The 22,801-nt window shown below is 68.6% G+C and carries 27 protein-coding genes and 1 pseudogene; 12 read left to right on the forward strand and 16 right to left on the reverse strand.

The features are described 5' to 3' along the window. Positions 1-29 precede the first annotated feature (29 nt). The gene (locus ABIA33_RS31700) at positions 30-554 is read left to right on the forward strand and encodes a PadR family transcriptional regulator (protein WP_370086328.1); all 525 of its coding nucleotides are present in this window, start codon (positions 30-32) and stop codon (positions 552-554) included. Positions 555-909: 355 nt separating this feature from the next. Here ABIA33_RS31700 and ABIA33_RS31705 read toward each other — a convergent pair whose 3' ends face one another. Beyond that, positions 910-1,182, reverse strand: coding sequence for a hypothetical protein (locus ABIA33_RS31705; protein WP_370086330.1), 273 nt, complete (start codon positions 1,180-1,182; stop codon positions 910-912). A 264-nt stretch (positions 1,183-1,446) separates the two neighbouring features. On the opposite strand from ABIA33_RS31705, the gene ABIA33_RS31710 reads away from it, so the two are divergent. Next, entirely contained in the window at positions 1,447-1,908 is a 462-nt protein-coding gene (locus tag ABIA33_RS31710; protein ID WP_370086433.1) for a MarR family winged helix-turn-helix transcriptional regulator, read from the forward strand. A gap of 136 nt (positions 1,909-2,044) precedes the next feature. Here the strand turns inward: ABIA33_RS31710 and ABIA33_RS31715 are convergent, their stop codons facing one another. Next, positions 2,045-2,752 carry an SDR family oxidoreductase gene (locus ABIA33_RS31715; RefSeq protein ID WP_370086332.1) on the reverse strand — a complete coding sequence of 236 codons (708 nt, stop codon included), beginning with the start codon at positions 2,750-2,752 and terminating at the stop codon, positions 2,045-2,047. Positions 2,753-2,868: 116 nt separating this feature from the next. Between ABIA33_RS31715 and ABIA33_RS31720 the strand changes: the two genes are divergently transcribed. Further along, positions 2,869-3,699, forward strand: a complete 831-nt coding sequence (locus ABIA33_RS31720; protein ID WP_370086334.1) for a helix-turn-helix transcriptional regulator — start codon at positions 2,869-2,871, stop codon at positions 3,697-3,699. Here ABIA33_RS31720 and ABIA33_RS31725 read toward each other — a convergent pair. The 4 genes and pseudogenes from ABIA33_RS31725 to ABIA33_RS31740 form a co-directional block, all read right to left on the reverse strand. Continuing rightward, positions 3,696-4,594, reverse strand: a pseudogene (locus ABIA33_RS31725) (IS481 family transposase). The gene ABIA33_RS31720 and the pseudogene ABIA33_RS31725 overlap by 4 nt on opposite strands. Before the next feature lie 113 nt (positions 4,595-4,707). Then, entirely contained in the window at positions 4,708-5,433 is a 726-nt protein-coding gene (locus ABIA33_RS31730) for a DsbA family oxidoreductase (protein WP_370086336.1), read from the reverse strand. Between the two features lie 146 nt (positions 5,434-5,579). Beyond that, positions 5,580-5,987 carry a nuclear transport factor 2 family protein gene (locus ABIA33_RS31735; protein ID WP_370086338.1) on the reverse strand — a complete coding sequence of 136 codons (408 nt, stop codon included), beginning with the start codon at positions 5,985-5,987 and terminating at the stop codon, positions 5,580-5,582. A gap of 16 nt (positions 5,988-6,003) precedes the next feature. Then, entirely contained in the window at positions 6,004-6,384 is a 381-nt protein-coding gene (locus tag ABIA33_RS31740; RefSeq protein WP_370086340.1) for a nuclear transport factor 2 family protein, read from the reverse strand. A 435-nt stretch (positions 6,385-6,819) separates the two neighbouring features. On the opposite strand from ABIA33_RS31740, the gene ABIA33_RS31745 reads away from it, so the two are divergent. Further along, complete coding sequence (locus tag ABIA33_RS31745; RefSeq protein ID WP_370086342.1) at positions 6,820-7,221, forward strand: winged helix-turn-helix transcriptional regulator; 402 nt, start codon at positions 6,820-6,822, stop codon at positions 7,219-7,221. A 285-nt stretch (positions 7,222-7,506) separates the two neighbouring features. Here the strand turns inward: ABIA33_RS31745 and ABIA33_RS31750 are convergent, their stop codons facing one another. Together ABIA33_RS31750 and ABIA33_RS31755 are read right to left on the reverse strand one after the other, a co-directional pair. Then, positions 7,507-8,052 (reverse strand): PIN domain-containing protein, encoded by a 546-nt coding sequence (locus ABIA33_RS31750; RefSeq protein ID WP_370086344.1) that lies wholly within the window; start codon positions 8,050-8,052, stop codon positions 7,507-7,509. A gap of 182 nt (positions 8,053-8,234) precedes the next feature. After that, complete coding sequence (locus ABIA33_RS31755; RefSeq protein WP_370086346.1) at positions 8,235-8,960, reverse strand: hypothetical protein; 726 nt, start codon at positions 8,958-8,960, stop codon at positions 8,235-8,237. A gap of 506 nt (positions 8,961-9,466) precedes the next feature. Here ABIA33_RS31755 and ABIA33_RS31760 point away from each other — a divergent pair. Next, positions 9,467-11,635 (forward strand): SpoIIE family protein phosphatase, encoded by a 2,169-nt coding sequence (locus ABIA33_RS31760; protein ID WP_370086348.1) that lies wholly within the window; start codon positions 9,467-9,469, stop codon positions 11,633-11,635. A gap of 45 nt (positions 11,636-11,680) precedes the next feature. Here the strand turns inward: ABIA33_RS31760 and ABIA33_RS31765 are convergent, their stop codons facing one another. Beyond that, a complete protein-coding gene (locus ABIA33_RS31765) occupies positions 11,681-12,865 on the reverse strand; it encodes a type III polyketide synthase (RefSeq protein WP_370086350.1) in 1,185 nt (394 codons plus the stop codon). Between the two features lie 457 nt (positions 12,866-13,322). Between ABIA33_RS31765 and ABIA33_RS31770 the strand changes: the two genes are divergently transcribed. Both ABIA33_RS31770 and ABIA33_RS31775 read left to right on the forward strand, forming a co-directional pair. Beyond that, positions 13,323-13,697, forward strand: coding sequence for a hypothetical protein (locus tag ABIA33_RS31770; RefSeq protein ID WP_370086352.1), 375 nt, complete (start codon positions 13,323-13,325; stop codon positions 13,695-13,697). 730 nt (positions 13,698-14,427) lie between these two features. Then, on the forward strand, positions 14,428-14,685 hold the full coding sequence (locus ABIA33_RS31775; protein WP_370086354.1) for a hypothetical protein: 258 nt from the start codon (positions 14,428-14,430) through the stop codon (positions 14,683-14,685). Between the two features lie 113 nt (positions 14,686-14,798). Here ABIA33_RS31775 and ABIA33_RS31780 read toward each other — a convergent pair whose 3' ends face one another. Next, entirely contained in the window at positions 14,799-15,095 is a 297-nt protein-coding gene (locus ABIA33_RS31780; RefSeq protein ID WP_370086358.1) for a hypothetical protein, read from the reverse strand. Positions 15,096-15,642: 547 nt separating this feature from the next. Here ABIA33_RS31780 and ABIA33_RS31785 point away from each other — a divergent pair. The 3 genes from ABIA33_RS31785 (at position 15,643) to ABIA33_RS31795 (ending at position 17,388) form a co-directional block, all read left to right on the forward strand. Then, the gene (locus tag ABIA33_RS31785; RefSeq protein WP_370086360.1) at positions 15,643-16,656 is read left to right on the forward strand and encodes a PP2C family protein-serine/threonine phosphatase; all 1,014 of its coding nucleotides are present in this window, start codon (positions 15,643-15,645) and stop codon (positions 16,654-16,656) included. A 149-nt stretch (positions 16,657-16,805) separates the two neighbouring features. Then, positions 16,806-16,979: a hypothetical protein gene (locus tag ABIA33_RS31790; RefSeq protein WP_370086363.1), complete on the forward strand. Its 174-nt coding sequence runs from the start codon at positions 16,806-16,808 to the stop codon at positions 16,977-16,979. Between the two features lie 73 nt (positions 16,980-17,052). Next, positions 17,053-17,388 (forward strand): hypothetical protein, encoded by a 336-nt coding sequence (locus tag ABIA33_RS31795; RefSeq protein WP_370086365.1) that lies wholly within the window; start codon positions 17,053-17,055, stop codon positions 17,386-17,388. 134 nt (positions 17,389-17,522) lie between these two features. Here ABIA33_RS31795 and ABIA33_RS31800 read toward each other — a convergent pair whose 3' ends face one another. Next, a complete protein-coding gene (locus ABIA33_RS31800; protein WP_370086367.1) occupies positions 17,523-17,705 on the reverse strand; it encodes a hypothetical protein in 183 nt (60 codons plus the stop codon). Between the two features lie 126 nt (positions 17,706-17,831). Here ABIA33_RS31800 and ABIA33_RS31805 point away from each other — a divergent pair, with 126 nt between their 5' ends. Next, positions 17,832-18,263: a hypothetical protein gene (locus tag ABIA33_RS31805; RefSeq protein ID WP_370086369.1), complete on the forward strand. Its 432-nt coding sequence runs from the start codon at positions 17,832-17,834 to the stop codon at positions 18,261-18,263. Between the two features lie 320 nt (positions 18,264-18,583). Here ABIA33_RS31805 and ABIA33_RS31810 read toward each other — a convergent pair whose 3' ends face one another. The 5 genes from ABIA33_RS31810 to ABIA33_RS31830 all read right to left on the reverse strand — a co-directional run bounded on the left by ABIA33_RS31810 (position 18,584) and on the right by ABIA33_RS31830 (position 21,891). Beyond that, positions 18,584-18,814: a hypothetical protein gene (locus ABIA33_RS31810; RefSeq protein WP_370086371.1), complete on the reverse strand. Its 231-nt coding sequence runs from the start codon at positions 18,812-18,814 to the stop codon at positions 18,584-18,586. Beyond that, a complete protein-coding gene (locus tag ABIA33_RS31815; protein ID WP_370086373.1) occupies positions 18,726-19,349 on the reverse strand; it encodes a hypothetical protein in 624 nt (207 codons plus the stop codon). Before ABIA33_RS31815 ends, ABIA33_RS31810 begins: the two co-directional genes overlap by 89 nt. After that, entirely contained in the window at positions 19,349-19,660 is a 312-nt protein-coding gene (locus tag ABIA33_RS31820; RefSeq protein ID WP_370086375.1) for a hypothetical protein, read from the reverse strand. Before ABIA33_RS31820 ends, ABIA33_RS31815 begins: the two co-directional genes overlap by 1 nt. Before the next feature lie 103 nt (positions 19,661-19,763). Then, on the reverse strand, positions 19,764-20,540 hold the full coding sequence (locus ABIA33_RS31825; RefSeq protein WP_370086377.1) for a conjugal transfer protein: 777 nt from the start codon (positions 20,538-20,540) through the stop codon (positions 19,764-19,766). 1,099 nt (positions 20,541-21,639) lie between these two features. Next, on the reverse strand, positions 21,640-21,891 hold the full coding sequence (locus ABIA33_RS31830; RefSeq protein WP_370086379.1) for a GntR family transcriptional regulator: 252 nt from the start codon (positions 21,889-21,891) through the stop codon (positions 21,640-21,642). 145 nt (positions 21,892-22,036) lie between these two features. Between ABIA33_RS31830 and ABIA33_RS31835 the strand changes: the two genes are divergently transcribed. Continuing rightward, the gene (locus ABIA33_RS31835; RefSeq protein WP_370086381.1) at positions 22,037-22,420 is read left to right on the forward strand and encodes a hypothetical protein; all 384 of its coding nucleotides are present in this window, start codon (positions 22,037-22,039) and stop codon (positions 22,418-22,420) included. The last annotated feature ends 381 nt before the right edge of the window (positions 22,421-22,801 follow it).

Consider the following 22,801-nt stretch of genomic DNA (forward strand, 5'->3'; position numbering starts at 1 on the left):
TGTCAATAGAGGAATGTAGGATGGTCGGCATGAGCCTTCGCCACGCAGTCCTCGGTCTCCTCGTCGACCAGCCCGCCAGTGGCTACGACCTGATGAAGCGCTTCAACACCTCGCTGGCCAACGTCTGGCCCGCGACCCAGAGCCAGGTCTACGGGGAACTCGCCCGTCTCGCCGACAACGGCCTGATCGACGTCGCCGCCGAGGGTCCGCGCGGGCGCAAGGAGTACACGCTCACCGATGCGGGCCTGACCGAGCTGCGACGCTGGCTGATCGAGGACAAGCCCGAGCCGCGGCGCAGCAGCGCCCTGCTGCGTGTCTTCTTCATGGGAGTACTCACCCCGGCACAGGCCGCGGACTACCTGGCCAAGGCAGCCGAGCAGGCCGCAGCGGACCATGCCGCGCTACGCGAACTGCAGGACTCCCTCGACTGGACCGAGCAGGGCCAACTGACCGCAAACGGCCGACTGGCGCTCGAATACGGCCTGCGCCTGTACGCGATGCAGGAGGAGTGGGCCCAGTGGGCCGCCAGCCAGATCACTCTCGCAACTGACTGACAGGCAACTGACCGATATCCGTTCCGAACTCGCCCAAGGCGAAGAGCCGGGGTCGGCGCGGTTGGCTGCCGGGTACGCGGCACAGTGGAGTTCCGAAGGCGGCGAGATCCCGGTGACGCCTCCGTGGCCAGGTGGCCGGTCCGTCGGCGAAGAAGCGGCAGAGGTGGTCGGCGAAGGCCGTGGCTTCGCCGACCGGCCACGAGGCGAGGCAGGCCGATATTTTCGCGATCCCGCAGGTCAAGCGTCGAATGTAGATGTCGAAGTACAGCTCGAGGAACGTACCGGCTGCGGTTCAGCGTTCCATGATCACCTTGCGCAATCGCTGCGCGCCCTGGGTCCGCCAACGGGCCGGGATCTAAACCAGGTCGTCCGGCAGCAACCGGAAGGCAGGGTGGTCGGTGAGAGGGCGGACGGCCCGGAAGTGGCGTCGGTCTACGGTGAAGATCGCATTCGTACGGAACTCTGCGGCGAGAGCGACGCTGACGGCGTCAGTGAGGCCCATATTTGGCGAGATGATCAGGTGGCCTACGGTTTTGAGTGCGATGCGGCAGGCCGCATGATCTGGCTCATCGCCGAAGTAGTAGGCGAGCAGCGCTCCTGTGCCACCGACGACGGCGACCTCGTTCACCGCCCGAATCCCCTCATCAGTTGGTCCCGGTCCGCAACAAGCCGCCCACCACCGCCCGGGAGCACCGGGGCATCGTCAAGCTCGTCACCCATGGGGTCAGTGCGGAAGGTGTAGCGGGCCGGGGCCAGGGATGGCGGCACAAGAGTCGCCACATGGCGGCCGTCCTTGGTGACCGTCACGGTCTCCCCTCGCTCGACTGCCCCTATCACCCGGGCTGTCTGTTGGTTCAGTTCGCCGTCATCCGCTGCACCCGTCTCGACGGACCTGATCGAGATCGAGCAGGCCCTCACCCGCGTCACGTACCTGGCCGGTCGGGTGCGGCAGCACGAGCGTCTGATGGCCATGGCCGGACTGTCGCTTGACCGGGCCGCCGCCTCGATCCTGCGGCACATCGCCGAGAGCGAGCCGCTTCGGCCAGGAGTGCTGGCGGTCCAGCTTTCCGTGGAAGCCTCGCATGTCAGCCGGCAACTGCGGCAACTGGAGAAGGATGGCCATGTGATCCGCGTCCCGGACCAGGACGACAGTCGTGCCCATCGCATCCAGCTGACCGACGCCGGCCTGGCCGTCGTCGAGCGCATGCGAGAGGCGAGCCGCCGGGGCATGGAGATGGCCCTGGCGGACTGGTCGCCCGAGGACCTGCGGAAGCTCGCCAAGCTCTTCCATCGGCTGGTCGACGACTTCGTCACTCACGCCGAGGCAGCCGTAGAGGTCGGGCCCTCTGACTGACCGAGCTGGCGACCAGCGAACTCCTCGTGTACGGCGCCAAGTTGTGCAGCGTCACGGCCCCGGATCACTCTGCCGACCCGGGGCCGTGACGCTTGCGGACTGCTGACTCGGGACTGCTCCAATGGCCCGGTAGCGACTACCAGGGAATGGTGCCGTCGGCGTCGAAGTAGCCCCCGGTGGGGCCATCAGGACCCACCTGCGCCATGTGCACGATGATCTCGGCGCCCTGCTCGACCGTCTGGATGCCGGTGTTCCCGTTCAGGTCGGTCTTGGTGAAGCCCGGCTCCACTGCGTTGATCCGCATGTTCGGGAACGCCTTCGCGTACTGCACGGTGACCATGTTGACCGCGGCCTTCGACGCCGGGTAGGCGACGCCCGGGTAGACGTACCTCGGGGTGCCCGGGGTGGTGACCTCCGTCAGCGAGGCCAGGCCGCTGCTGACGTTGACCACGACCGGGGCGGCGGAGCGCTGCAGCAGCGGGAGAAACGCGTGGGTGACGCGCACCGTGCCGAACACGTTCGTCTCGAACGTCTTCCGCATCAGGTCGGCGGTCACGTCCGCGGGGCCGATCACGCCGTTGTCGTCACTCCTCTCTTCGATACCGGCGTTGTTCACCAGTACGTCCAGCCCTCCGGCGGCCTCGATGACCTTCACTGCGGCCTCGACGGACGCGTCGTCGGTGACGTCGAGCTGGACCGCCCGCGCGCCCAACTGCTCGGCGGCCCGGCGCCCGCGTTCGGCGTCCCGGCTTCCGAAGTAGACGGTGTGGCCCGCGGCGATGAGCCGGCGGGCGGTCTCGAAGCCGAGACCCTTGTTCGCTCCGGTGATCAGTGTTGCCGTCATGCCTCCACGATGCGGCGGAGCTGCGCGCTCAGCCAGGCGTCCCGCCTTCCTGGGAATGTCCAGCCTGGGACTGTCAGTACCAGGACGATCCGAGCGGGGCGGTGCACAGTGGTGTCATGGCGAGCACGGAGTTTGGGCACACGGTGCGGCGCTGGCGCGACCGGGTCTCCCCGGGGGCGGCTGGGCTACCCTTCGGCGGACATCGCCGCGCGGCCGGCCTGCGCCGCGAGGAGCTCGCCCTGCTGGCCGGGATCTCGGTCGACTATGTCACCCGCCTCGAACAGGGCCGCGCGACCAACCCGTCGGAGCAGGTCGTCGAGGCTCTGGGCCGGGCTCTGCGCTTGTCCGGAGCCGAGCGCGAGCATCTGTTCCACGTCGCCGGGCTCGTGCCGCCGGGGCAGGGCACGGTGCCCGCCTACATCACGCCAAGCGTTCAGCGGATGCTGGACAGGCTGACCGGGACGCCCGTCGCGGTCTCCGACGCGACGTGGACGCTGCTGCTGGCCAACCCGCTGTACACGGCCTTGATGGGTCAATACCACGGCGACGAGCGCAACGCGGTGTGGCGCAACTTCCTCGGCTCGGGCAGCCGCGTCCGCCACACACCGCAGTCCCGGCGCGCGCTCGATGCCGCGCAGGTCTCCACATTGCGGGCGACGGCGAGCCGTTATCCGGCAGACCAGCGGCTGCGGCGCCTGGTCGCGGAGCTGCGCGCGAACAGTGACCGGTTCGCCGAGCTGTGGGATTCCGGAACCGTGGGCCGGCACGAGGCGTCGCGCAAGACCATCGATCACCCGCAGGTGGGCGCGTTGACGCTGGATTGCGACGTGCTCAGCGTCGCGGGCAGCGACCTGCGCATCATGATCTACACCGCCGAGCCCGACACCGAGGACGCCGAACGACTTGCGCTCCTCGCGGTCCTCGGCACGCAGACACTCGTCGGCTAGCTGTACTGACCCGTGAGGTTGGGGACGCGGCTCGCGGGTGGTTGGCCCTTCAGCGCGGTGTGTGCGCGGTGGTGGTTGTAGGTGTGCAGCCAGAGAGGGTAGGCATCGCGTCGTTCCCGCTCGGTTCGGTAGGGCCTGGCGTAGGCCCATTCGTCGAGCAGGGTGCGGTTGAAGCGCTCGACGTGGTCAGAGTGTCGAGCCAGGTTCGTGAGCGGTAGCAGGAGCCGTTGTCGGTCAGGACACGTTGGACGGTGATTCCGGCCTCCGCGAAGAAGCTCTGAGCTCGGGTCCAGAACGCGGTGGCTGTCTCTCGCTTCTCGTCGGGCAGAATTTCGCTGTAGGCCAGGCGGGAGTGATCGTCCACGGCATTGTGGATGTAGCTGTATCCGCCGCCAGAGCGGTTCTTGATCCCGGCCTGTCTGCCGAGGGTTCGATGGCCGCCACCATTGGGGATGTTGCCGAGCTTCTTGATGTCCACGTGCACCATGTCGCCAGGGGCAGCGTGCTCGTAGCGCCTGATCACGCGTCCGGTGCTGCGATCCAGATGTGTCAGGCGTGCGATGCGGTACCGGGTCAGGACGCGGTGAACGGTGGCTGGGTTGAGCCCGAGAAGGTAGGCGATCCGGGCCGGCCCCCAGCGCCGCAGGACCCGGACCTTGATGATGCGTCGCTCGGTGCGGGTCGGCGTGCGTCGGGGACTGTCGTGCGGACGGCTGGACCGGTCGGCCATTCCGGCCACGCCCAGTTCCCGGTACCGGTCCGCCCACCGCTTGGCCGTCGTGGGGGAAACCTGGAAACGCTCGGCGGCACGTCGGAGCGGCCAACCATCGTCTACGACACAGCGTGCCAGTCGTAGGCGGCCCGTCTCGGTCGGGGGTGCATTGCGATGGACCATGTCGGTGTTCCTCGTTCCGAACGTGACCGCGGCCGGGGACACGAGCTGTTGATCGTGTCCCCGGCCGCGGTGATGGGGTGGTGGCGCGCTGCTGAGCGCGGTTGCCAACTGCTCTACATCGGGCGCCCGACCTGTTGGTCATCGGGGGGTGTGGGTACCTCGCAGGTGCCGTCGGGGCTGCAGAGCACTCCCGCCTCCTCGGCACTGGCCTCGGGCCGGCTGGTCCATGCCTGGTGCAAGGCCCGGGTGAACGCGTCGGAGGACTGGCCGCCGGAGACGGTGTGCCGCCCGTCGATAAGGAAGAAGGGGACCCCGGTCGCTCCCAGGTCCGCCGCGCGCTGTTCCTCGGCGCGCACGGCGGCGGTGTAGGCGGTCGGATCGTCGAGTACCTGGCCCACCTCGTGGGTGTCGAGTCCCACCTCCGGGGCGAGTTCGGAAAGGGCACTGGTGGTGAACAGGGTGCGTGCCTGGGCGAAGTTGGCGTGGAACGCGGCGGTGATGAACTGGTGCTGGAGGTTGCGCTCCCGAGCGAGGTGCACCAGTCGGTGGACGTCCAGGGTGTTTCCGATCTGGCGGTCGGTGCGATAGTCCAGGCCCTCGCTACGGGCGAGTTCGGCGACCCGGCGGTCCATACCCGGCCCCTGTGGGCCGAACTTGCTCCTCAGCATCTGCTCGACGGGCACGATGTCGGCGCGGTCGCGTCCGGGTTCCAGCTCGAAGGACCGGTACTCCACCACAACCTGGTCGCGGTGCTCGAAGCCGGCCAGGGCCTGCTCGAAGCGGGCCTTGCCGATGTAGCACCAGGGGCACACGATGTCGCCCCATACCTCTACGCGCATGATGTGCTGGTTCTCCTTGAAGTCGTTGTTTTCGGTTGCGGAAGGCTGCCCATTACCGGGCCCACCGGGGTCGTCCTGCGCAGGAAGTGCGCTGGTCTGCCCCTGGCCCCGGGGCGGCACCGGGTGGGGTGCCACCCCGGGGGAGGTCAGGCGGTCATGGCCGCGTGGACGCCGGCGGAGTCGACGAACTGCTCGAAGCGCACGATCCGTCCGCCGCGCACGACGAAGCTGTGCGCGACCCGGACCTCCATCGACTTGCCGGTCGCCTTGTTGACGGCGCTGTAGCGGGCCAGGACCACGACCCGCTCACCGTCGACGACGTAGGTGTCGTCGTGGGTGACCCACTGGTCCCACGCTGCGGCCAACTGCTCCATGACGCCGGCGATGACGCCGTCCGGGGTGCGGTAAGTGCCGCCCAGGGGGAAGCCGGCCGTCTCGGTCCACTCGACATCGGGGGCGACGGTGGCCCGGAACGCCTCCAGGTCACCGGTGGCCGACGCCAGGTACTGGCGCCGCACCACGTCGGCCGGAGCCGTCGAGGTTTCCAAGTCCATGCTCACCACGCGGCTTTCAGAACATGCCGTTGTCGTTGGCGGCGGTGGTCGGGACCTCCTGGATGACGTCCCAGTGCTCGACGACCTTGCCGTCCTCCAGGCGGAAGTAGTCCGCCAGCGCCCGGCCCGGCTTGCCGGGCTCCAGTACCAGGTGGGAGTGCGTGACCACCATGTCGCCCTCGGCGATCACCCGCTTGATATCCAGCCGCAGGTCCGGGTACTCGCCGCGCAGCCAGCGAACGAAGCCGATGAATGCCTCCGGGCCGTCCTGGGCGTCGGGGTTGTGCTGGACGTAGCGGGGGCCGAAGTGGTCCGCGATCGCCTTCTCCGGGTTGCCGCCGAAGGCGGTCTGGTAGTAGTCCACGACGATCTTCTTGTTCTGCTCCAGGACGGACATGCCTGCTCCAATCGGGTAGGGGACACCGCCTCGACGGCACAGGTGCGCCGTCGGACACCGGTGATGGCCGCAGTGATTTCAAGGGGGCCCCGCGCTTCTTCCTCGGCGGCCTGTGGGCGACAGGCACGCGGCGCTGGTCCTACTTTGGGGCTGACGGCCCCGAAAGGGGGACCGCTCCGGCATCACCCGGACAGCAGGGCGCGAAGGGCGGAAAGACCAGAAGCCTTCCTAGAACGCCGTGTCGCTGCTACCTGCTTCACGACCCAGACTATGCCTCCCCCGCCCATTCGGAAGAGGCTTAGGACCGGGCCTGCTCAGGACCTTAGTTACCCTCCTTGCGCTCGGCCACTGGAAGCGTGGTCGCTTCGTCTTCTACGCTAAGCAGGAAGCTTTCGATTCGGAAGTACCCACTTCAAAGTAAGTAAGGGCAGCGGCATGAGCCAAACGAGGGAGACCCGGTCACGGACGACGGGGTTCGACGTCTACGACCGCACGTGTCCGGCCCGCTTGGTCCTGGAGCACGTCACCAGCCGCTGGGGTGTCCTGGCGCTGGGGGCACTGCGCGAGCGCACCTACCGCTTCAGCGAACTGCGCCGGCGGATCGACGGTGTCAGCGAGAAGATGCTCGCCCAGACACTGCAGACCCTGGAACGCGACGGCTTCGTCCACCGCAAGGCCTACCCGCAAGTCCCGCCCCGCGTGGAGTACAGCCTGACCCCACAGGGCCAGGAAGCAGCCGAACTGGTCACCGGGCTCGTCACCTGGGTCGAACAACGCATGCCCGGTATCCTCCACCAGCACCAACTCCACGACGACCCCAACGAGGCCACCGCATAGGACCACGGACGCGACTACCGACTCCATGGGCGGCCGGAAGCCCTAAACCAGGCCCACCGCTGTCACCAACCTCTATGGATAGAACAGCTAGCGGCCCGTCAACTGGCAGGCCGGTACGGCCGGATCGAGCGGGCGTGTCAGTCGCCCTCCGCGGCGATCGGGCCGTCGCATGGCTGCTCGCGGAGCGCAGAAGGCACCGACGTCTATTGAACGCGTTCGAATCCTATGTCGCACGGGAGATCGTCGTCGCAGCGCATACGGCGCCGTGGGGAAGGGGTGCGGCTGTTAGTTCTGGTGGTGCCAGGGGTTGATCAGCGTGACACCGGTGCGGGCGAGGTGTTTGGTGTTGCGGCTGGCGAGGGTCCAGCCGTTGGCCAGGGCGGTGGCGGCGATCAGGGCGTCGGGTGGGTCGATGCTCTGCCCCGTGGCCTTGAGCGTCTTGTGCAGGGCGAGGTAGGCGGCGGCTTCGGGTTCGCCGACGGCGGCGATACGCCGGTGGTACTCGGTACGCAGCACGCCCTGGTCGTGCGGGGCGGTCGCGGGGTCGGCCAGCAGCAGCTCGACGCGCCGGTCGTTGATCCGCTCGTACTTCCAGGTGGACTCGGACAGGAAGAACTGCACGCGCTGGACGGCCGGGTTCTGGGCTCCGGCCACCGGCTCGGCATCAGCCAGGCAGGTCAGCGTCTTGTTCCGGTCCCGCGGAGCCAGCAGCCCGGTGAGGTACTCGCGGAAACTGCGCCGCTGGGCCAGCGAGACCATCAAGTCATCGAAGCGGGCCGCGTACGCCTCCAATGGACCCGGCGCGGGCGGGCACAGCCGCCGTTCGGTCATCAGGAACCCCCCTGCAACCTGCGAAAACCCCAACTTCAGGCGTATCGCCGACCTGACCCAACGTCAACCCTTGTTACTCGCCGGTGCAACAAACCACCGGTAGCGCGCGCAGGCGGGCCAACCCGGCGTTGTAGGCGTTGCTGTCCATCGCTGATCCCTATCGTGTAAACGGAGCTGTGGGCTCAGAACCAGTGCGGGCGGTAGGCGCCGCCGACGCGCGTGGGGCATTCGTCTCCGGGCTGGAGAGGAAGATCAAAGGTCTGGTGGGCCGCTGCGATCTCCTTGGCGGTCAGCTGCCGGTCGCCGACAGCGGCGAACTGCCACAAACGCGGTTCGACTTCCTCCCAAGACGCCGACGCGATGGCGTAGACGCGCCGCACAGTGCCCTCGACCGCGACGATTGCGTACCTCGCCTCAGCGCGAACTTTCGCGCCGATCGGCCAGACCCCTCGGTCACTGTCGTACTGTCCGATGCCCCCGACCTCGCCGACCCGGCCCCGCGGATCGTCCGGGTACTCGCGGACACGGTCTCGACGAGAGATGACGACCGCGACCCGCTCTCCGTTTCGTCGTTGGTGCCCCCAGCGCTTCACCACAGCTTGGCGGGTCACCCCCAGGACAGCCGCAACGTCCTCGTAGTCAGTGCCGTTGTTCAGGGCGATCAGAGCCGTCTCCGCTATCGAGGGCTCCAGCGCCTTGAGGAGTTGATTCTGCGCGGCTAGAAAGCCGAGCACTCCTTGTTGCTCGTCCTGGTCGCCGGCGGCCCTGGCAAGGAAGGGGGACCGAGCACCGTCCTCGCCGACCTGGGCCAACTCGCGGGCCCACTTCCGGGCAAGGTCCAGAAGGTCGCCCTGGATACGGAGGTGCTGTGCCTCCGTTGGCGGCTGGAACTGCCGATCTCCACGCATGGGACAACCTTAGTAATCCCTTCCTCTTGATCGCAAGGGGATTACCTAGGTTGCCCCATCTGGAGGAGCTCCACGCCGGCATAGTCAGGGCGGAACCAGCCGATGCGGCCACCGGTCTGCTCCTCGACCCGGGCTCTTACTGTGTGCCCGGTCGGGTCAGTGTTCGTACGCGGTGCCGGGCATGGCCGGAGGCGATGCTGGCCGAGGTGCGGCCATTACAGTCGGGGAGCCCCGCGACGACACGCCTCGCCGCCGCGATGATCGACCACGCCTCGACCACTACGCCGAAGTGATCTCCCACAAGGCGACGTCTACTGCGTGCGCGGCTGCTGCCCCGCCACTGGATCCCATGGCCATCTGCTGTCCGCGTGCGGAGCGCGATTCGCTGGAGTGGGCAAGCGGCGCCCAGTGTTATTGAATGAGATGTGCGGTCAGGCATTTCGGGGCCTGTCGCAGGCGTCAGAACACGGCCCCGGCTCTGCGCCGGGGATTGCTGAGGGAGCCGCATGGACTCCACACCCTCTCCCTCGTCCTCGTCCTCGTCGCCGTTCGACCTGGTCAGTAGCGCCCTGGAGCGCAACCTCCCACGCGGCGGAGCGGGAGCGGTCGCCGGTCCTGCCGACGTACAGGGCGACCGCACCACCCGCCAAGGCGTACCCGACAACCCGGCAGAGGGCCGTCAGGATCAGATTCTCGGCGCGGTCGGTCTAGACAGGGATCTGAGAATCACCCGCTGCAATCTGGACACCCCCGTGTTCGCGGGTCTGGACGCCGGGGCCGGGAGTCCTTTCGTCGATCTCCTGCCCCCCGGGGACGTACCGACCGTCACACGGCGGTTGCGCCAGGTCCTGGAGACCGGTGAAGCGCACGTCGCCCGGATCCAGCGCCTACGGCGAGGCGACGGGTCGGAGCTGGTCGTCTCGATGAGCATCCTGCCCGCCGCGGGGCCACAGGAGGGCCTGACCGTCTCCTTGATCGCCATGGCCACGAGGCTGCACCTGTACGCCGCCGAGACCGCGATCGGCACCTCGCTGGACATCGGCGAGACTGCGCAGTCGTTGGCGCAGTCCCTGCTGGCTTGGGGAGACGTCGCCGCTGTCGACCTCGACTACGCCGTGTGGTCGGGCGAGGGAATCACCGGGCAGGGGCAGGGACGCATCCGGCTACGGCGGGCGGCCCTGGTGCCGGACCGGGCGTGGCCCGAGGGCTATGTGACTCCGGGCGACGATCTTCCCAGCGACGCGAGTCGCCTGCTGGCGCAGGCGGTACGGCGGGACGACGCCCCACAGGCCATCGTCATACCCGACCGGGAGGCGGTCGAGCGGGTATTCGGCAATCCGCAAGTGACGCGTGCCCTGGTGCCCGGTGACCGGTCGGCGGGTGTGGCGTGTATACCGCTGGTCCTGGACGGCGCGCCGCCCGTCGTGCTCGGCGTGGCGGAGGTCTGGCGGCGGGCGGACCGCCCCTTCCGCGACAGCGAGCTGTTCGACCTGCAGGAACTGGTGGCCAGGACCGCCCATCACGTCGACCTGGCCCGTCAGCACCAGCGCGAGCACACGCAGGTGCTGGCGCTGCAGCGCCGGCTGCTGCCCCGGACCGGCGGCGACACCATCGAGATCGCCAGCGTCTACCAGCCGGCCACCCCCGACAGCGCGGGCGTCGGCGGCGACTGGGTGAACAGCTTTCCGCTGCCGGACGGCCGTACCGCGCTGGTGGTCGGTGACGTCGTCGGGCACGGTCTGGGAGCCGCGGCCACCATGGGCCAGCTGAGCATGGAGGCCCGCGCGCTGCTGTCCGCGGGGCTGGCGCCCGACGAGGTGCTGGAGCACCTGGACGAGACCGTGACGCAGTTGGACGACGCGGAGTCCGGGCTGGCGGCCGGCTACAGCGCCCTGGGCTCGACCTGCTGCATCGCCCTCTACGACCCGGTCAGCCACCAGGTGGCGCTGTCCAGCGCCGGCCACCTCCCCCCGGTCCTTGTCTCCCCGGACGGGCACGCGAGCCCGCTCGCGGTCCGCCCTCACCCCGGCCTCGGCGCTGAGTTCGCGCTGCGGGAGCCGTTCGGCGTGCACACGTTCGGCACGCCCCCGGGCTCCCTGCTCGCGCTTTACACGGACGGCCTGGTGGAGGATCCGGCCATGTCGATCGACGAGGGCATCGGCAGGCTGGTGGACGCCGTGTCCGTGGTGCATCCCTGGGACGCCCTGCAGCAGGCCGCCCGGCGCGTCGTCTCCGCGCTGGCGCCCGCACGCCAGCGCGACGACGTGACTCTGCTGCTCGCGCGGATGATCGGCTACCGCAAGGGGGACACCATGACCTGGCGGCTGCCAGCCCGCGACGACGCCCCCGCCCGTGCCCGCGCGCGAGTCTCCGCACTGCTGCGGCAATGGCGCACCGCGGACGACACTCTGGACAACGTGCTGCTGCTGGTCAGCGAGTTGGTCACGAACGCGGTGCGCTTCGCCGCTGGTCCCATCACGGTACGGGTGATCAGGGCCGGTGACGGCCTGCTGTGCGAGGTGGGCGACACCGGCAACGGCAGGCCGCGTTTGAGCCGGGGCGGCCTCCTCGACGAGGGCGGTCGTGGCCTGCACATCGTGCACAGGCTCACCACCCGGTGGGGGGTGCGGTGGACGGACACCGGCAAGGTGGTCTGGGCGGAAGTCGCGAAGTGACGCGGTTGCGGCCGGGGGCGCTGGTACGGGCCGCGCGGCTCCGTACTACAGCCATTCCCCTTCCAGGGCGGTGGCGGTGAGGCCCGGTGCCGCCGCGTACAGGACGGCGCGACTGCCCGGGTTCTGCCCGGCGTCGTGCGCCCGCCGCATGATGTCGAACACGGCGGCGCCTCCGCGGTTGCCGCTGGTGTAGCTGTCCCGGCTGTAGTCCAGCAGCCCCGACGGCCACGCGTCGGGCATCGTCTGCTCCATGTACTCCAGCACCCGGGTCCCGCCAGGGTGGGCGAGCAGCAGGTCGGGGTGCCAGGCCTCGGGGTCGTCCTGGTAACGGACGCGCAGCCACTCCCACATCGCGGTGACCGTCTCCTGTACGGCGCGCGGCCCGCGCCGGTCCATGACGAAGTGGGTGCCGTCCGCCCGCGTATCCAGGCGGTGCAGGTCCTGGGTGCCCGGCACAGTGTGGTGCCACGCGGAGTCCAGACGCAGCACCGACTCGCGCCTCGGGCGGCCCGTGACCACCGCGGCGACCGCGGTGTCCGCGAACAGCAACCGGACGATCAGGGACTCGAGAGTGTCGTCCACGGGCTGGTAGGTCGTGCTCAGCGCCTCCGAGATCACGACCAGGACCACTCGGTCGGGGTCCGCGGCCACGAGGTCCGCCGCCAGCGCCAGGGAGCGGGTCCCCGCTATACACGCCCACTGCGTGGCCGGCAGCAACATCACGTCGTTCCGGAGCGAAAGCTTGTTGGCCAGGGCGATGTCCAGACCCGGCAGCGCCGGGGTGGTGGAGTGACTGGTGATCAGGCAGTCGACGTCCGCGGGGTCCAGCCCGGCGATCTGCAGGGCTCCGCGCGCCGCACGCTCCCCGTAGGACCGCACGGCCTCCCAGGCCGGCGCGGTGCGCTCCTCGACGGTCTGCGGCGCGGGTATCGCCTCAAGTGCGGAGATGACGCGGTCCACCTCGTGCTGGGTGAACCCGTCGCGTGCCAACGCCTCTTGGGCCGGGCCGATGCCGACAGCCCGCAGGCCGCCGCCTCTGCCGGGCGCGACGGCGGCCTCCAGCGGCAGCATCCACCCGCGGGTCGAGATGCCCGTGCTGGCCGCGATGCCGTCGATCCTCGGCGCCCACGCCGCGTGCGGATGCCGGTCGCGCACCTCCGCGACGATCTGGCCGGTCTCCACGGCGTGCTCGCCGTGTATCACGGCAGGAGGACAGAGGTAAGCGGCCATAAAGGGGCACCTTTTCAGGGAGGAGGACATGTGGGAACGCCAGGTGTGCTGTGTCCTGGGTCACTTTGCGAGTTCGCGCCCAAGAGGGCGCCGATGGGCGCCACTTCGGGAGTCGCGGTCCCTTTAGAGCATGCACACTAAAGAGACATTTCCGCTGTGATGCAGACAACTTGGGCGGCCTTGGAGCGTGTGACTCGGCACACGCCGCCTGAGCCTGGCGTTCAACGTCGGCGAGCTTGAAGCTCCTTGATCGACTCGGCGCTTCGATCGTCTTTGTACTTGCCGAACCTCATCCGCCCTGCTCAGGCTGCATGTTGGTACTCGTGTAGGAGGCCGCGGAGTCGATCGGTTCGGCGTACCGGTGGTGTGTTGCACCGGCGAGTAACAAGGGTTGACGTTGGGTCAGGTCGGCGATACGCCTGAAGTTGGGGTTTTCGCAGGTTGCAGGGGGTTCCTGATGACCGAACGGCGGCTGTGCCCGCCCGCGCCGGGTCCATTGGAGGCGTACGCGGCCCGCTTCGATGACTTGATGGTCTCGCTGGCCCAGCGGCGCAGTTTCCGCGAGTACCTCACCGGGCTGCTGGCAGAGATCAAGGGCGTGGCCGGTGCCGACGGCGTTGATCCGGATGTGGAACCCCAGGAAGTCGAATGCAGGCCGGGACCCCGGCACCGCCCAACGTGGTCGCTGGTCAAGCGCGGCATCGGCAACCTCGCCGCCGCTGACCTCGGCCAGGTCACCCGTGCCGTGAAGCGCAAGCTCAAGATGTTCCAGTACAGGCCGGAGGTCATCGACGGCTGTCTGGCCGATACAGGTCTGACCCTGTCGGTGTGATCGCCGCTGAACGTCCCAGAGCCGTCAGCCCGGCCGTCGCCTTCGCTCTCCAGCCGGTTGAGCAGTTCACGCGTCCCAGTCCGCATAGTTCCCCATCGCCACATCGTCACAGAACGTCTCCCAGAACCCGTTATGAGCGAGTGCGGTTTCATCGATTCCGGCGAGGAGGCCGCGAAGTTCTTCCGCCTCCTCCTCGTACTCGTCCTCGTCGCCGTCGCCGTCAGGACGGAACGGGAAGCCGTGCGATCACGGCCGCGACGCAGCGGTTGAAGGAGCGGAGGTCGCCATTCACGTGGTTGGCCATCGCTGCCTCGTTGGCGGGGATCTGCAGCACGCGACCGGTGGCAACATCGACGGCGATGCGTTGGAACAGGCCACTCGTCGCGACAACGATCAGCCCCCGCTCGCCTCTCCCTGCCAGGAAAACCGGTGCGCTCAGCGGCCGGTACTCGTAGCCGATCAGTCCGCACGGGATGCCTGTCTCACCGAGATCGACAGCGATCAGGTCGGGCGCTGCGGAGGGGGGCTGAACGCGGATCAGGCGAACCTGGGCTTCGGCAACTTGGGCAGGGGTTGGCTCACTGGAGGATCTTCTCCTGGCGCAAGACCCTGGCAACACCCGGACGCCTCTTACGAGCGTAGCGACCGATGCCGGGCAACCGAGCCCGACATCACCAATTCAAGTTCAGTACCGAGCCTTCATGGCTGGCCGCGGCGGGCGGCCGGCCCGGTGACCGAGCATCCCGACGACACGGTGTTCCTCGACGCGGAGGCGTGGGCGAGCAGCTGGCTGCGCCACTTCTGCGACAAGTGCGGCCGGCGTGCTGCGACGATCCCGGTCGGTCACATCGAAGGCGCGTCCGGTCCCGGCTATGAGCTGCGCTACTGCCGGTCCTGTGTCGCGCTGTTCCTGCGGCGCGCCCGGTTCTCGGCGGCGCAGGCGCAGCTGCCGTTCGTGCCCGCCGTGCCGGACCTTTCGCCAAACTGAGACGGGCCGCCCTGCCTGGCTGTGGAGGCGACGGCAGGGCGGCCGCCCAGAACTCACTGGGCGTCGCCCAGGCCGGGCCACCAACGAATTTCGTTTATCAGAAGGCAGACGGGCTACGAGGTCACCAGGTTGAAGATCGGGTAGATCTTCGGCTCCACCTCCGGGGCACCGGCCTCTCGCAGAATCGGCAGGATGATGTCGCCGAACCGTCGGAACGCCTCCTCGGACTCCCAGATGTCGGCGACGTACCAGCCGTTGGGAGTGGGGGCGGAGATGTGCGAGATGAGGCCGGGTACGGGCCAGTCCGCGGGGCTCTTCACCAGGCCACGGCCGCTGTTCACTTTGTTGGCGGCTTGCTCGTACTGGGCCTGGGTCATGCCGGGTTGGTCGAAGATCGCGATAATTGCCATGCTGGGCTCCCTTGCACGAAATGTTGCAGAATCAGGCCCAGTCGACCATCCCGGTGAGCCGGCCGCACCTCGGGCTGCACCGTGCGGATGGACAGGAGAACCGCACTGTCTGGGGCATCGGCATCGGCCTTTTTGTCCTCAGGGCCCGCCCTCTTGGTCGGCGTCACGTCTCGGCATCGAGGGTGGCTGAGCCCGTCGGTGTGACGGGCTCAGATTGATCTCGACTTCGGGATGCCGAGCCGCCGCGCGGCGGCGTGACGACGGCCGTCCGGTAAGCCCGCCCCAGGCGCTCCGGGCGGGCTGGCCACGGCTGTAGAGGGTTGTGAACAGCAGAAGGGCACCCCGACACCATCACTGGCGTCGGGGCCTGACCCACATGGAACGGCCGGTCCCAAGGGCGCATGGTGGACATGTGGGAGAACGGAAGGGCAGCCACGCACTGTGGCCGTCATGGCACAGACGCCATGCGCTGGCCCTGATTCCACTCGGGTTCATCGTCGCAGTCACGGTCTTCGACGTGCTGACTCCCGACAACGTCCACTACGGCGTGCTGCTCATCCTGGCGCCCCTGATCGCGGCACTGTTCGGCGGAGCGTGGCTCACAGCCGCGACAGGACTGCTGGCCGTGTGCGCCCAGACCTACATCGCCGCCCGCTGGGACGTCCTCGACGTGCAACGCGAGGAGGCCATCCAGATCATCGCCACCACGACCCTCTCCACCCTGGTCGTGTTCCTGTCCCGGGTCCGTGACCAGCGGCAGCAGCAGATGGAGCAGATACGTTCCGTATCCGAAGCGGCCCAACGCGCCCTCATGCGCCCGTTGCCGAATCGCCTCGGGCAACTGCGGGTCGCCTCGTTCTATCTGGCCGCCGCTGACCAGGCCGAGATCGGTGGGGACCTCTACACGGCCACGTGTACCCGGCACGGCACCCGCATGATCATCGGGGATGTGCGTGGCAAAGGCCTGACCGCCGTCGGCGAGTCAGCCCTGCTGATCGGCGCGTTCCGCGAGGCGGCCGACAGCCACGCCACCCTGCCCGATCTCGCCGCCGCCCTCGACCTCAGTGTCAGCCGCTACCTGGCCGACTTCGTAGACGACTACGCTCACGCAGCCGAGCATTTCATCACCGCCTTGCTGCTCCACATCCCGAGCAGCGAGCCGATCGTGCAGATCACCAACTGCGGGCACCCCCCACCCCTGCTGATCCATAACGGCGAGGTGAGATTCCTCGAAAGCCCTGATCCGATCCCGCCGCTCGGCATGCACCTGTTGGCAGTGACGAAGTACAGCGCGGACACGGCTGTCTTCGAGGCGGGCGATAGCCTGCTGATGTACACCGACGGTGTCATCGAAGCGCGGAACCGGGCAGGAGAGTTCTATCCGTTGGCGGAACGGGTCGGCCAGTGGACGGGTCAGGGTCCGGAGACACTTCTGCAGCACCTACGGCGCGATCTCCTCGCGTACTGCGGCGGCCGACTGGGAGACGATGCTGCCGCGATCGCTATACAGCAGCCTGCGGCGGATGGTCCGGCTCTAGCATGGCGAAAGCTGCATGCGTGAGCGGCGGTTTTATGACCCCGAATCCCACACCCGGGCTCGTGACCATCTACGAGGAGCCTCGACCATGTCCGCCGTGCGGGTGACACCTCGCGGACGGACGATGGGGTCATGGACCTGCCGACCGATCCGCCGGTCATCGTGTTCCCGCTGTGCACAGGGATCCGCCGTACCGGCGCGTCGAGATCCGGTACGAGGCCGTCGGCCGGGCGTTCACCCTGGACGACGTGGTCGGGTTCGCGCGCCGCGCCGGACTGGAAGACCTTGACCCGTACGACCCGGAGCAGCTCCTCTGGCGCCTCGGCGGCCCCGACGTGTGGGTGTGAGCAGTCACGGCGCGGCTGAGCACCCGCCGACGGGCGTCATGACCCGCAATCTCCGCGCTCTACCATGCTGGCCATGACAACCGAAGAGGAGGCGTTGCCCGGTCGCATGTCCCGCGCACTGCGGCCGGCCGGGTTCGACCCGGAGGCGTCCAGCGAGGGCGGTGCGGTACTCCGGATACGCGCCGAGGGCTCCTCGGTGGTTGTGCGCCGGAATCCGAGCGAGGAACTTGCAGCGGTAACCGTCCAGACGCACGGGCACACCACCGCGGCGGAGACGTTAGCGGCCATTGCGCGGGTGCGCACCGCCATGTATCTCGCGCTGACGGTGGTGTTGATCGAAGCCGGATTCCGCGTGATGGACGATGAGGCCAACTGCGAGCTCGTCGTCAGCGACCGGCCGCCGGCCTGACGCCCGGGCATGGTGAAGGCCCCAACTGCACGGGGGCACAGCGAGGGCCTTCAGCTGATCATCGTAGGAACGGCCTGCTTCGGTTGCTACGCCCGACACGCCACGGTGCACTGTCCCATCAGGCAGTGGCAGGTTCAGTGCTTCCCCTTGCTGCCGCGCTCCGCCCTCGCCGCCTTGGCCTGGTCCTTGCGCATGCCGCGCATCGTGCGCAGCGCGGCCAGGACAATGACGGCCTGCTGCGATCGCTGGACGCGGGTGCGCCGTCGAGGGGCTTTGTCCCGGGGATCGGTAGTTGCGCCCCGTCCAGGTTCGTCCAAGCCCGTCCGAGGTTGTCCAGGGTCGTCCGAACCCATGGCTGGACACTCCGCTGAGCCCGAAGGATCGCTCCTGGAGCCGCAACGGCGGAGCCAGCCACCCCCAACAATCAGGAGACCCGGCCACCCATGCTCAAGCTCCGAAACACCCGACGCGCCATCGCCATGGCCGCCGCCAGCTTGGCCCTCGCCGGCGGCGCGACCATCACCACCGCGAGTACCGCCCACGCCTACGGATCCACCGTCTGCACCGGCTGGCGCTACGCCTCGAACTCCGGCGGTGGCCACGGCTGGGGAATGAATGTCTGCATGGAGCACTCCCCCGGGGAGGCTCACGGCTGGGTTGACACGTCCTCGGCGTCGAACAGTACGGACGTCCGTGTGTACTTCACCATCGAATGCCCTGGTAACAGTTACAGCGACAGCGTCCACCTGTACTTCGGGGAGTCCCGCGTGCCGAACCTCTACCAACCCGATGGCGGCTACTCCAGCTGTGCCATGGCCGCGAAGATGACGGAGTCCGGGAAGACCGTGATCTCCTCAATCGGCGTCGCGAGGTGACGCGTGCGGCCTCGACCTCCTGGCAGCAGGTTAGGGCCACGCTGCACGACCTCCGCTCACCCCTTGCCGCTGCCATGCTGTCCCTCCGATCGGCGGATCGGGCTCCGGGGACAGCCTGGTGCTGAGCGGCCTCACAGTCGCCCCGAAGCGGGTTTCACGGGCACGTTCCATACCCCTCTAGGGCCACTACTTCGCAGGTCGCAGCCCAAGTCGGCCCCTCTACGCCGGTAGTGGGCCCCCTCTAGATCCACACGCCGGGTAGTGGCCTCGCAGAAGGGTCGCCGATAGAGGGGAAGGTAGCGGCCTCCCCCTCTACGCGGTCATGGGCGGGCGGCGAGTAGCTCGGCGGGCACGGCCTGCTCCAGGTCCTCGCGGCGGTAGCCGGCGAGGTTCGTACCGCCGATGTTCACCTGCTTCGTCGTGCGGACCACACCGGCCAGCTCCAGTTCCCGGGCGAGCCGCTCACGGTCCCAGTCGCCGTACTCCTCGTCGAGGTTGACCAGGCGGGCGAGCAGGTCGGCGGTGCATCTTCGGGCTGTGCCGCATCGCATCCAGGCAGTCCGACAGCACCGCCGCGATGGTGACGCCCTGGTCCGCGGCGGTGCTGCTGACGTCGCCGACGGCGTCCCCGGACAGCTGGTCGAGGGCCTGGCGCAGGGCCCGGCCCTTGGTGCACATGGCGTTGAACTCGGCCGTGGTGAGCATGTCGTTCTTCACCGTCGCGAAGCTGGCCGGCCCGGTGACCAGAACGGTGGCGCCCACGGGGTCCTCCGAGAGCAGCGAGGCATCGGCACCCATGGCGGCCTTGCCAGAGCCCAGCACCATGTCCGAGCTGGTCTTGTCCGACACCTGCGTGCAGCAGCGGATCGTGATGATCTCGCGCAGCTTCGTCGGCACCGACTTCGCGTCCGGGCGCTGCGAGGCGTAGTTGGAGATGAAGCCGGCAGCCGGACCCCGGCGGGCGATGCGCGCGAGGTCATCGACGACCTCCTCGCGATCCTTGTCCTCCAGGGCGAGGAATGCCTCCTGCAGCTCGTCGATGGTCAGGAAGCTGAACGGCAGGCGGTCGCCCGCTGTGCCCGTCACTACTGCACGTTCGGGGGCAGCGGGGCCACGACCGGGCCCGGCAGGTAGGCGGCGCCGCCCGGCACCGAGTTGACCTCGTTGGAGAACATCGTCGCGAGCCGGTCGCGGGACTGGTACATCCCCAGGCACACGATCAGCGCGAGCAGGGCCCCGATCCCGGCCTTCAGGCTGAAGCGCCGGATCATCGTGACGATGACGATGATCGCGCCCACCACCAGCAGGCAGGGGGCGGCCCAGCCGGTGAGCATGGAGATGAAGTGGTTGCCCAGATCCTGGAGCGGACCGGCGAGCTGGACAGAGGGATGGGACATCGCGTCCTCCGCGTCGTTCTGAAGGGTGATCAATTGCGCGGTCACAGCGCGCGGGACTCAGCGCTGCGCGAGGTGCGCAGCACTTGAAGACGGCGCGGCGTTATTACGCAGGAAGTTCAGTGCTCTGCGCACTCGTGGTGGCTGGGTAGGGTTGCGCGCTGCTCGAGGCGATCAGCGGTCCGGGCTCCAGCGCGGCGACCTCCCAGCGGCCGGCCCGTGCGCGCATGCGCAGCGCGTATTGCAGCGGCCACTGCGCACCGGTGCCGTCCTGCGCACTGACGCGCACCAGCACCTCGACCGTGGTCCCGTCGGCCGGCACCGCCCCGTCCATCCCCGGCCGCTCCGCACTGACCTGACCGACCTGCACCTGCGCGTACGGGGGACTCGCCAAAGTGGCCAGCACTGTCCCCGGGGCGAGCAACGGCGCCACCTCGCCCGAGCCCGTCAGATACGCCTGCGCCCACGCGGACACCGAGCCCGCCAACGCCGACCCCGATCCGACCGACGCCGGATACACCGACGCCGGTACCGTGCCCGTCCCCGGCGCAGCAACCTCGGCCGGATCACCGGTCACGATCAACGACCCCGGCGCGCCCAGCGACGGGGCACTGACAGACCAGGCGACCGGCACTGCGAAGTAGCGCAACTGCGCAGCGCTCTTGCCCGCGCTGTCCGTCGAGACGAGTTCCACCGCGACCACCACCGACCAGGAGCCGGGCCGGACCTGCCAACTGCGCACCGCTGCGGACGCCTCGACACTGCGCGTGGTCTGGCTGCCCGTCAGCAGATCCACTCCGGGCGCCATGGCGCGCACCGGCTGCGCACGCGCATCACTGCCGGGTGAGGAGCTGTCGCTGCGCAGCCACAGGTCGATGAACATCTGCGCATAGCCAGCCGGATCCGCCGCCGCAGGGCTAGCGGCAGCGGTCGCAGTGCGTACAGCGGGGCGCTGCACGGGCTGCCCGGATCCGCACGATGCCGCCAGCGCAAGCGGCCCTGCGCACAGCGCAGCCCACACCCCGATCCGCGCCAGGCGGGCACGACGCTGCGCACGCTGCAGACCATCAGCAGTGGCGACGGGACTAGGATCCGGCGGCTCGGCCGCGCCCGGTGGGCGGGGAGTGGAGGTGGGGGCGGGCATCGGCGGGTCCTTCCGGGAGCGGATGGGAATCTGCCCTCAACCAACCCCGCCACCTAACCAAGATCCTTACAGGCTTCGGGTGCTCCGATCACGACCCGATAACGCTGCGGCTGCAAGGAGCCAAGATCACGGCCCTGTAAGGTCCGCCCCGCCTTACAACCACCCTTTACCGCCGCCGCGGAACAGTGTCCGACCAGGGGCCGCAGATAGTCACAACCCAAGCGGCGCCCGGCCTGTAAGGCCACGTCCGTCGGCGCGCCCAGGAGAGTCGTGTTTAGCCAGCTGCTCTCCGACACCCTGAGAGCATGCCGGGGTCCACGTTGCCCACCACGGGTAGCTCACCAACCAGGCGGGACGGCGCGGGCGGCCAAAGGAGACCAGTCGCAGCGAGAGAGCGCGCCCACCGATGCATCCATGGGCGGCTGCGTCGTGCCGGCCTCGCTCAGCGCGGCGCTGCTGTGGCAGACCAGGTTTGCGCCCAACAGGGCACCATGCGCGCCGCTGTCGAGGTCTACGCGCAAGGTATGGACGTCGTCCCCCAGCTCGACCACGGCTGAGCACAGGCGATCGCTCCGCCGGCGCCCCAGCGCCTCCAGATCCCCTCTGGCATGCTGGGGGGTTGTGGACCGGCATCTGGCCGAGGGAGCGCCGTGTCCCTACGCACGCCGCAAAGGCGGGCGAGTGTGCGACTCCAAAGTCCAGGGCGCTCTAGGGTCTGAGAATGCGCGGGACAGTGCCTGAGCAATCGAGAGGCGACTGCCGCTCAGGATGCGGCTGCACGGCGCTGCGGCGCGAGGCACCGGCCGAGTAGGAGCCTCAGCTCGCTGTCCTCTGCCTCTCAGCTCCCTGGCGTCGGAGGCTTGTCCACTACGAAGGTTCCAAGACCGCTGACCGTGTGCACGAGTCCTGCGTCCTTGAGTACTTTCACGGCCTTGCGCAGGGTGTCCCGGGCCACGCCGAACTCCTGCTCCATATCGACCAGCGAGGGGATGGCCTTGCCGGGCGCGATCTCGCCGGAGGCGATGCGCCCGCGCAGTGCGTCGGCGATCTGTACGTACGGCGGCACAGGGCCTTCCCGGTCGATGCTCATGATCGAACGCTAGGCGACCAGGCCGGGCCCGCCATAGCTAGCCACGTAGATAGCCGTGGCTAGTCGTGGGTAGTACGGCTCGCTCAAGCCCGGCGACCGATTGAGACGGCCCCGGGGGGTGACGACGCTTCAAGGGAGCGACGATATGACCGATTCCACGTACTGGGTCGAAGGCGACAGCGGAGCTGGCCACGAGGCAGCAGCCGTCATCCCCGCCCGTGGGGCGACGAGCCCGGGCCGGGAGGACGGACCGGATCTCGGCCGATACCTGTCCGCCAGCCAGGACCGCGACGCGCACCGCGATGGGCTGGGACCGGCGTGGCCCGACTGTCGCGAGTGCTCCCGACTGGCAGAGCAGGAGCGGGCGGCTGCCCTGACCGGGGATCGCTCCCGGCGCACCGACGTCCGGGTCCTGTGGCGGCGCCACGCTACTGCCGCACACGGGATCGACCCGGAACCGATGCCGACCCGCTCCATCGAGCCCGGATCGATCTTGTGGGCACAGCCGCACAGCTCACTTCGCGTCTGACCGGTCTAATGGCGTTGCTCGGAGGCCGGCAAAATGGATCTCTACGGCTTGCCCGGTCACGCTAGCCTCCGGGGGTGACCAGGATGTGCGGGTATCGGAGGCGCACTCGTTTGCGAAGGCTTCTGCCCTGGTGCCTTGTAGAACGGGGTTTCCTTGGCAAGGTCACCCAGGACTGCGGGGAGAATGAGTGGTACAACCATGACGGTCACGTGGCCAGGTGCTACAACTGCGAGGTCGGCGAGCGGCCCTGGGCGGCAGGGCCCGACAACACCGCCCCGCCTGTGAAGAGTTGAAGCCGCTGTGCTCCTGGACCCCGCTGCCTGCAGATTCTGATCCTGGAGGTGGTCGTGGTGTGTCGTCCTGAGCGTTCGTGCGGTCGGT

Origin of the sequence: Streptacidiphilus sp. MAP12-16 (assembly GCF_041262165.1) — a bacterium.
In the GTDB taxonomy this organism is placed as follows: Bacteria; Actinomycetota; Actinomycetes; order Streptomycetales; family Streptomycetaceae; genus Streptacidiphilus.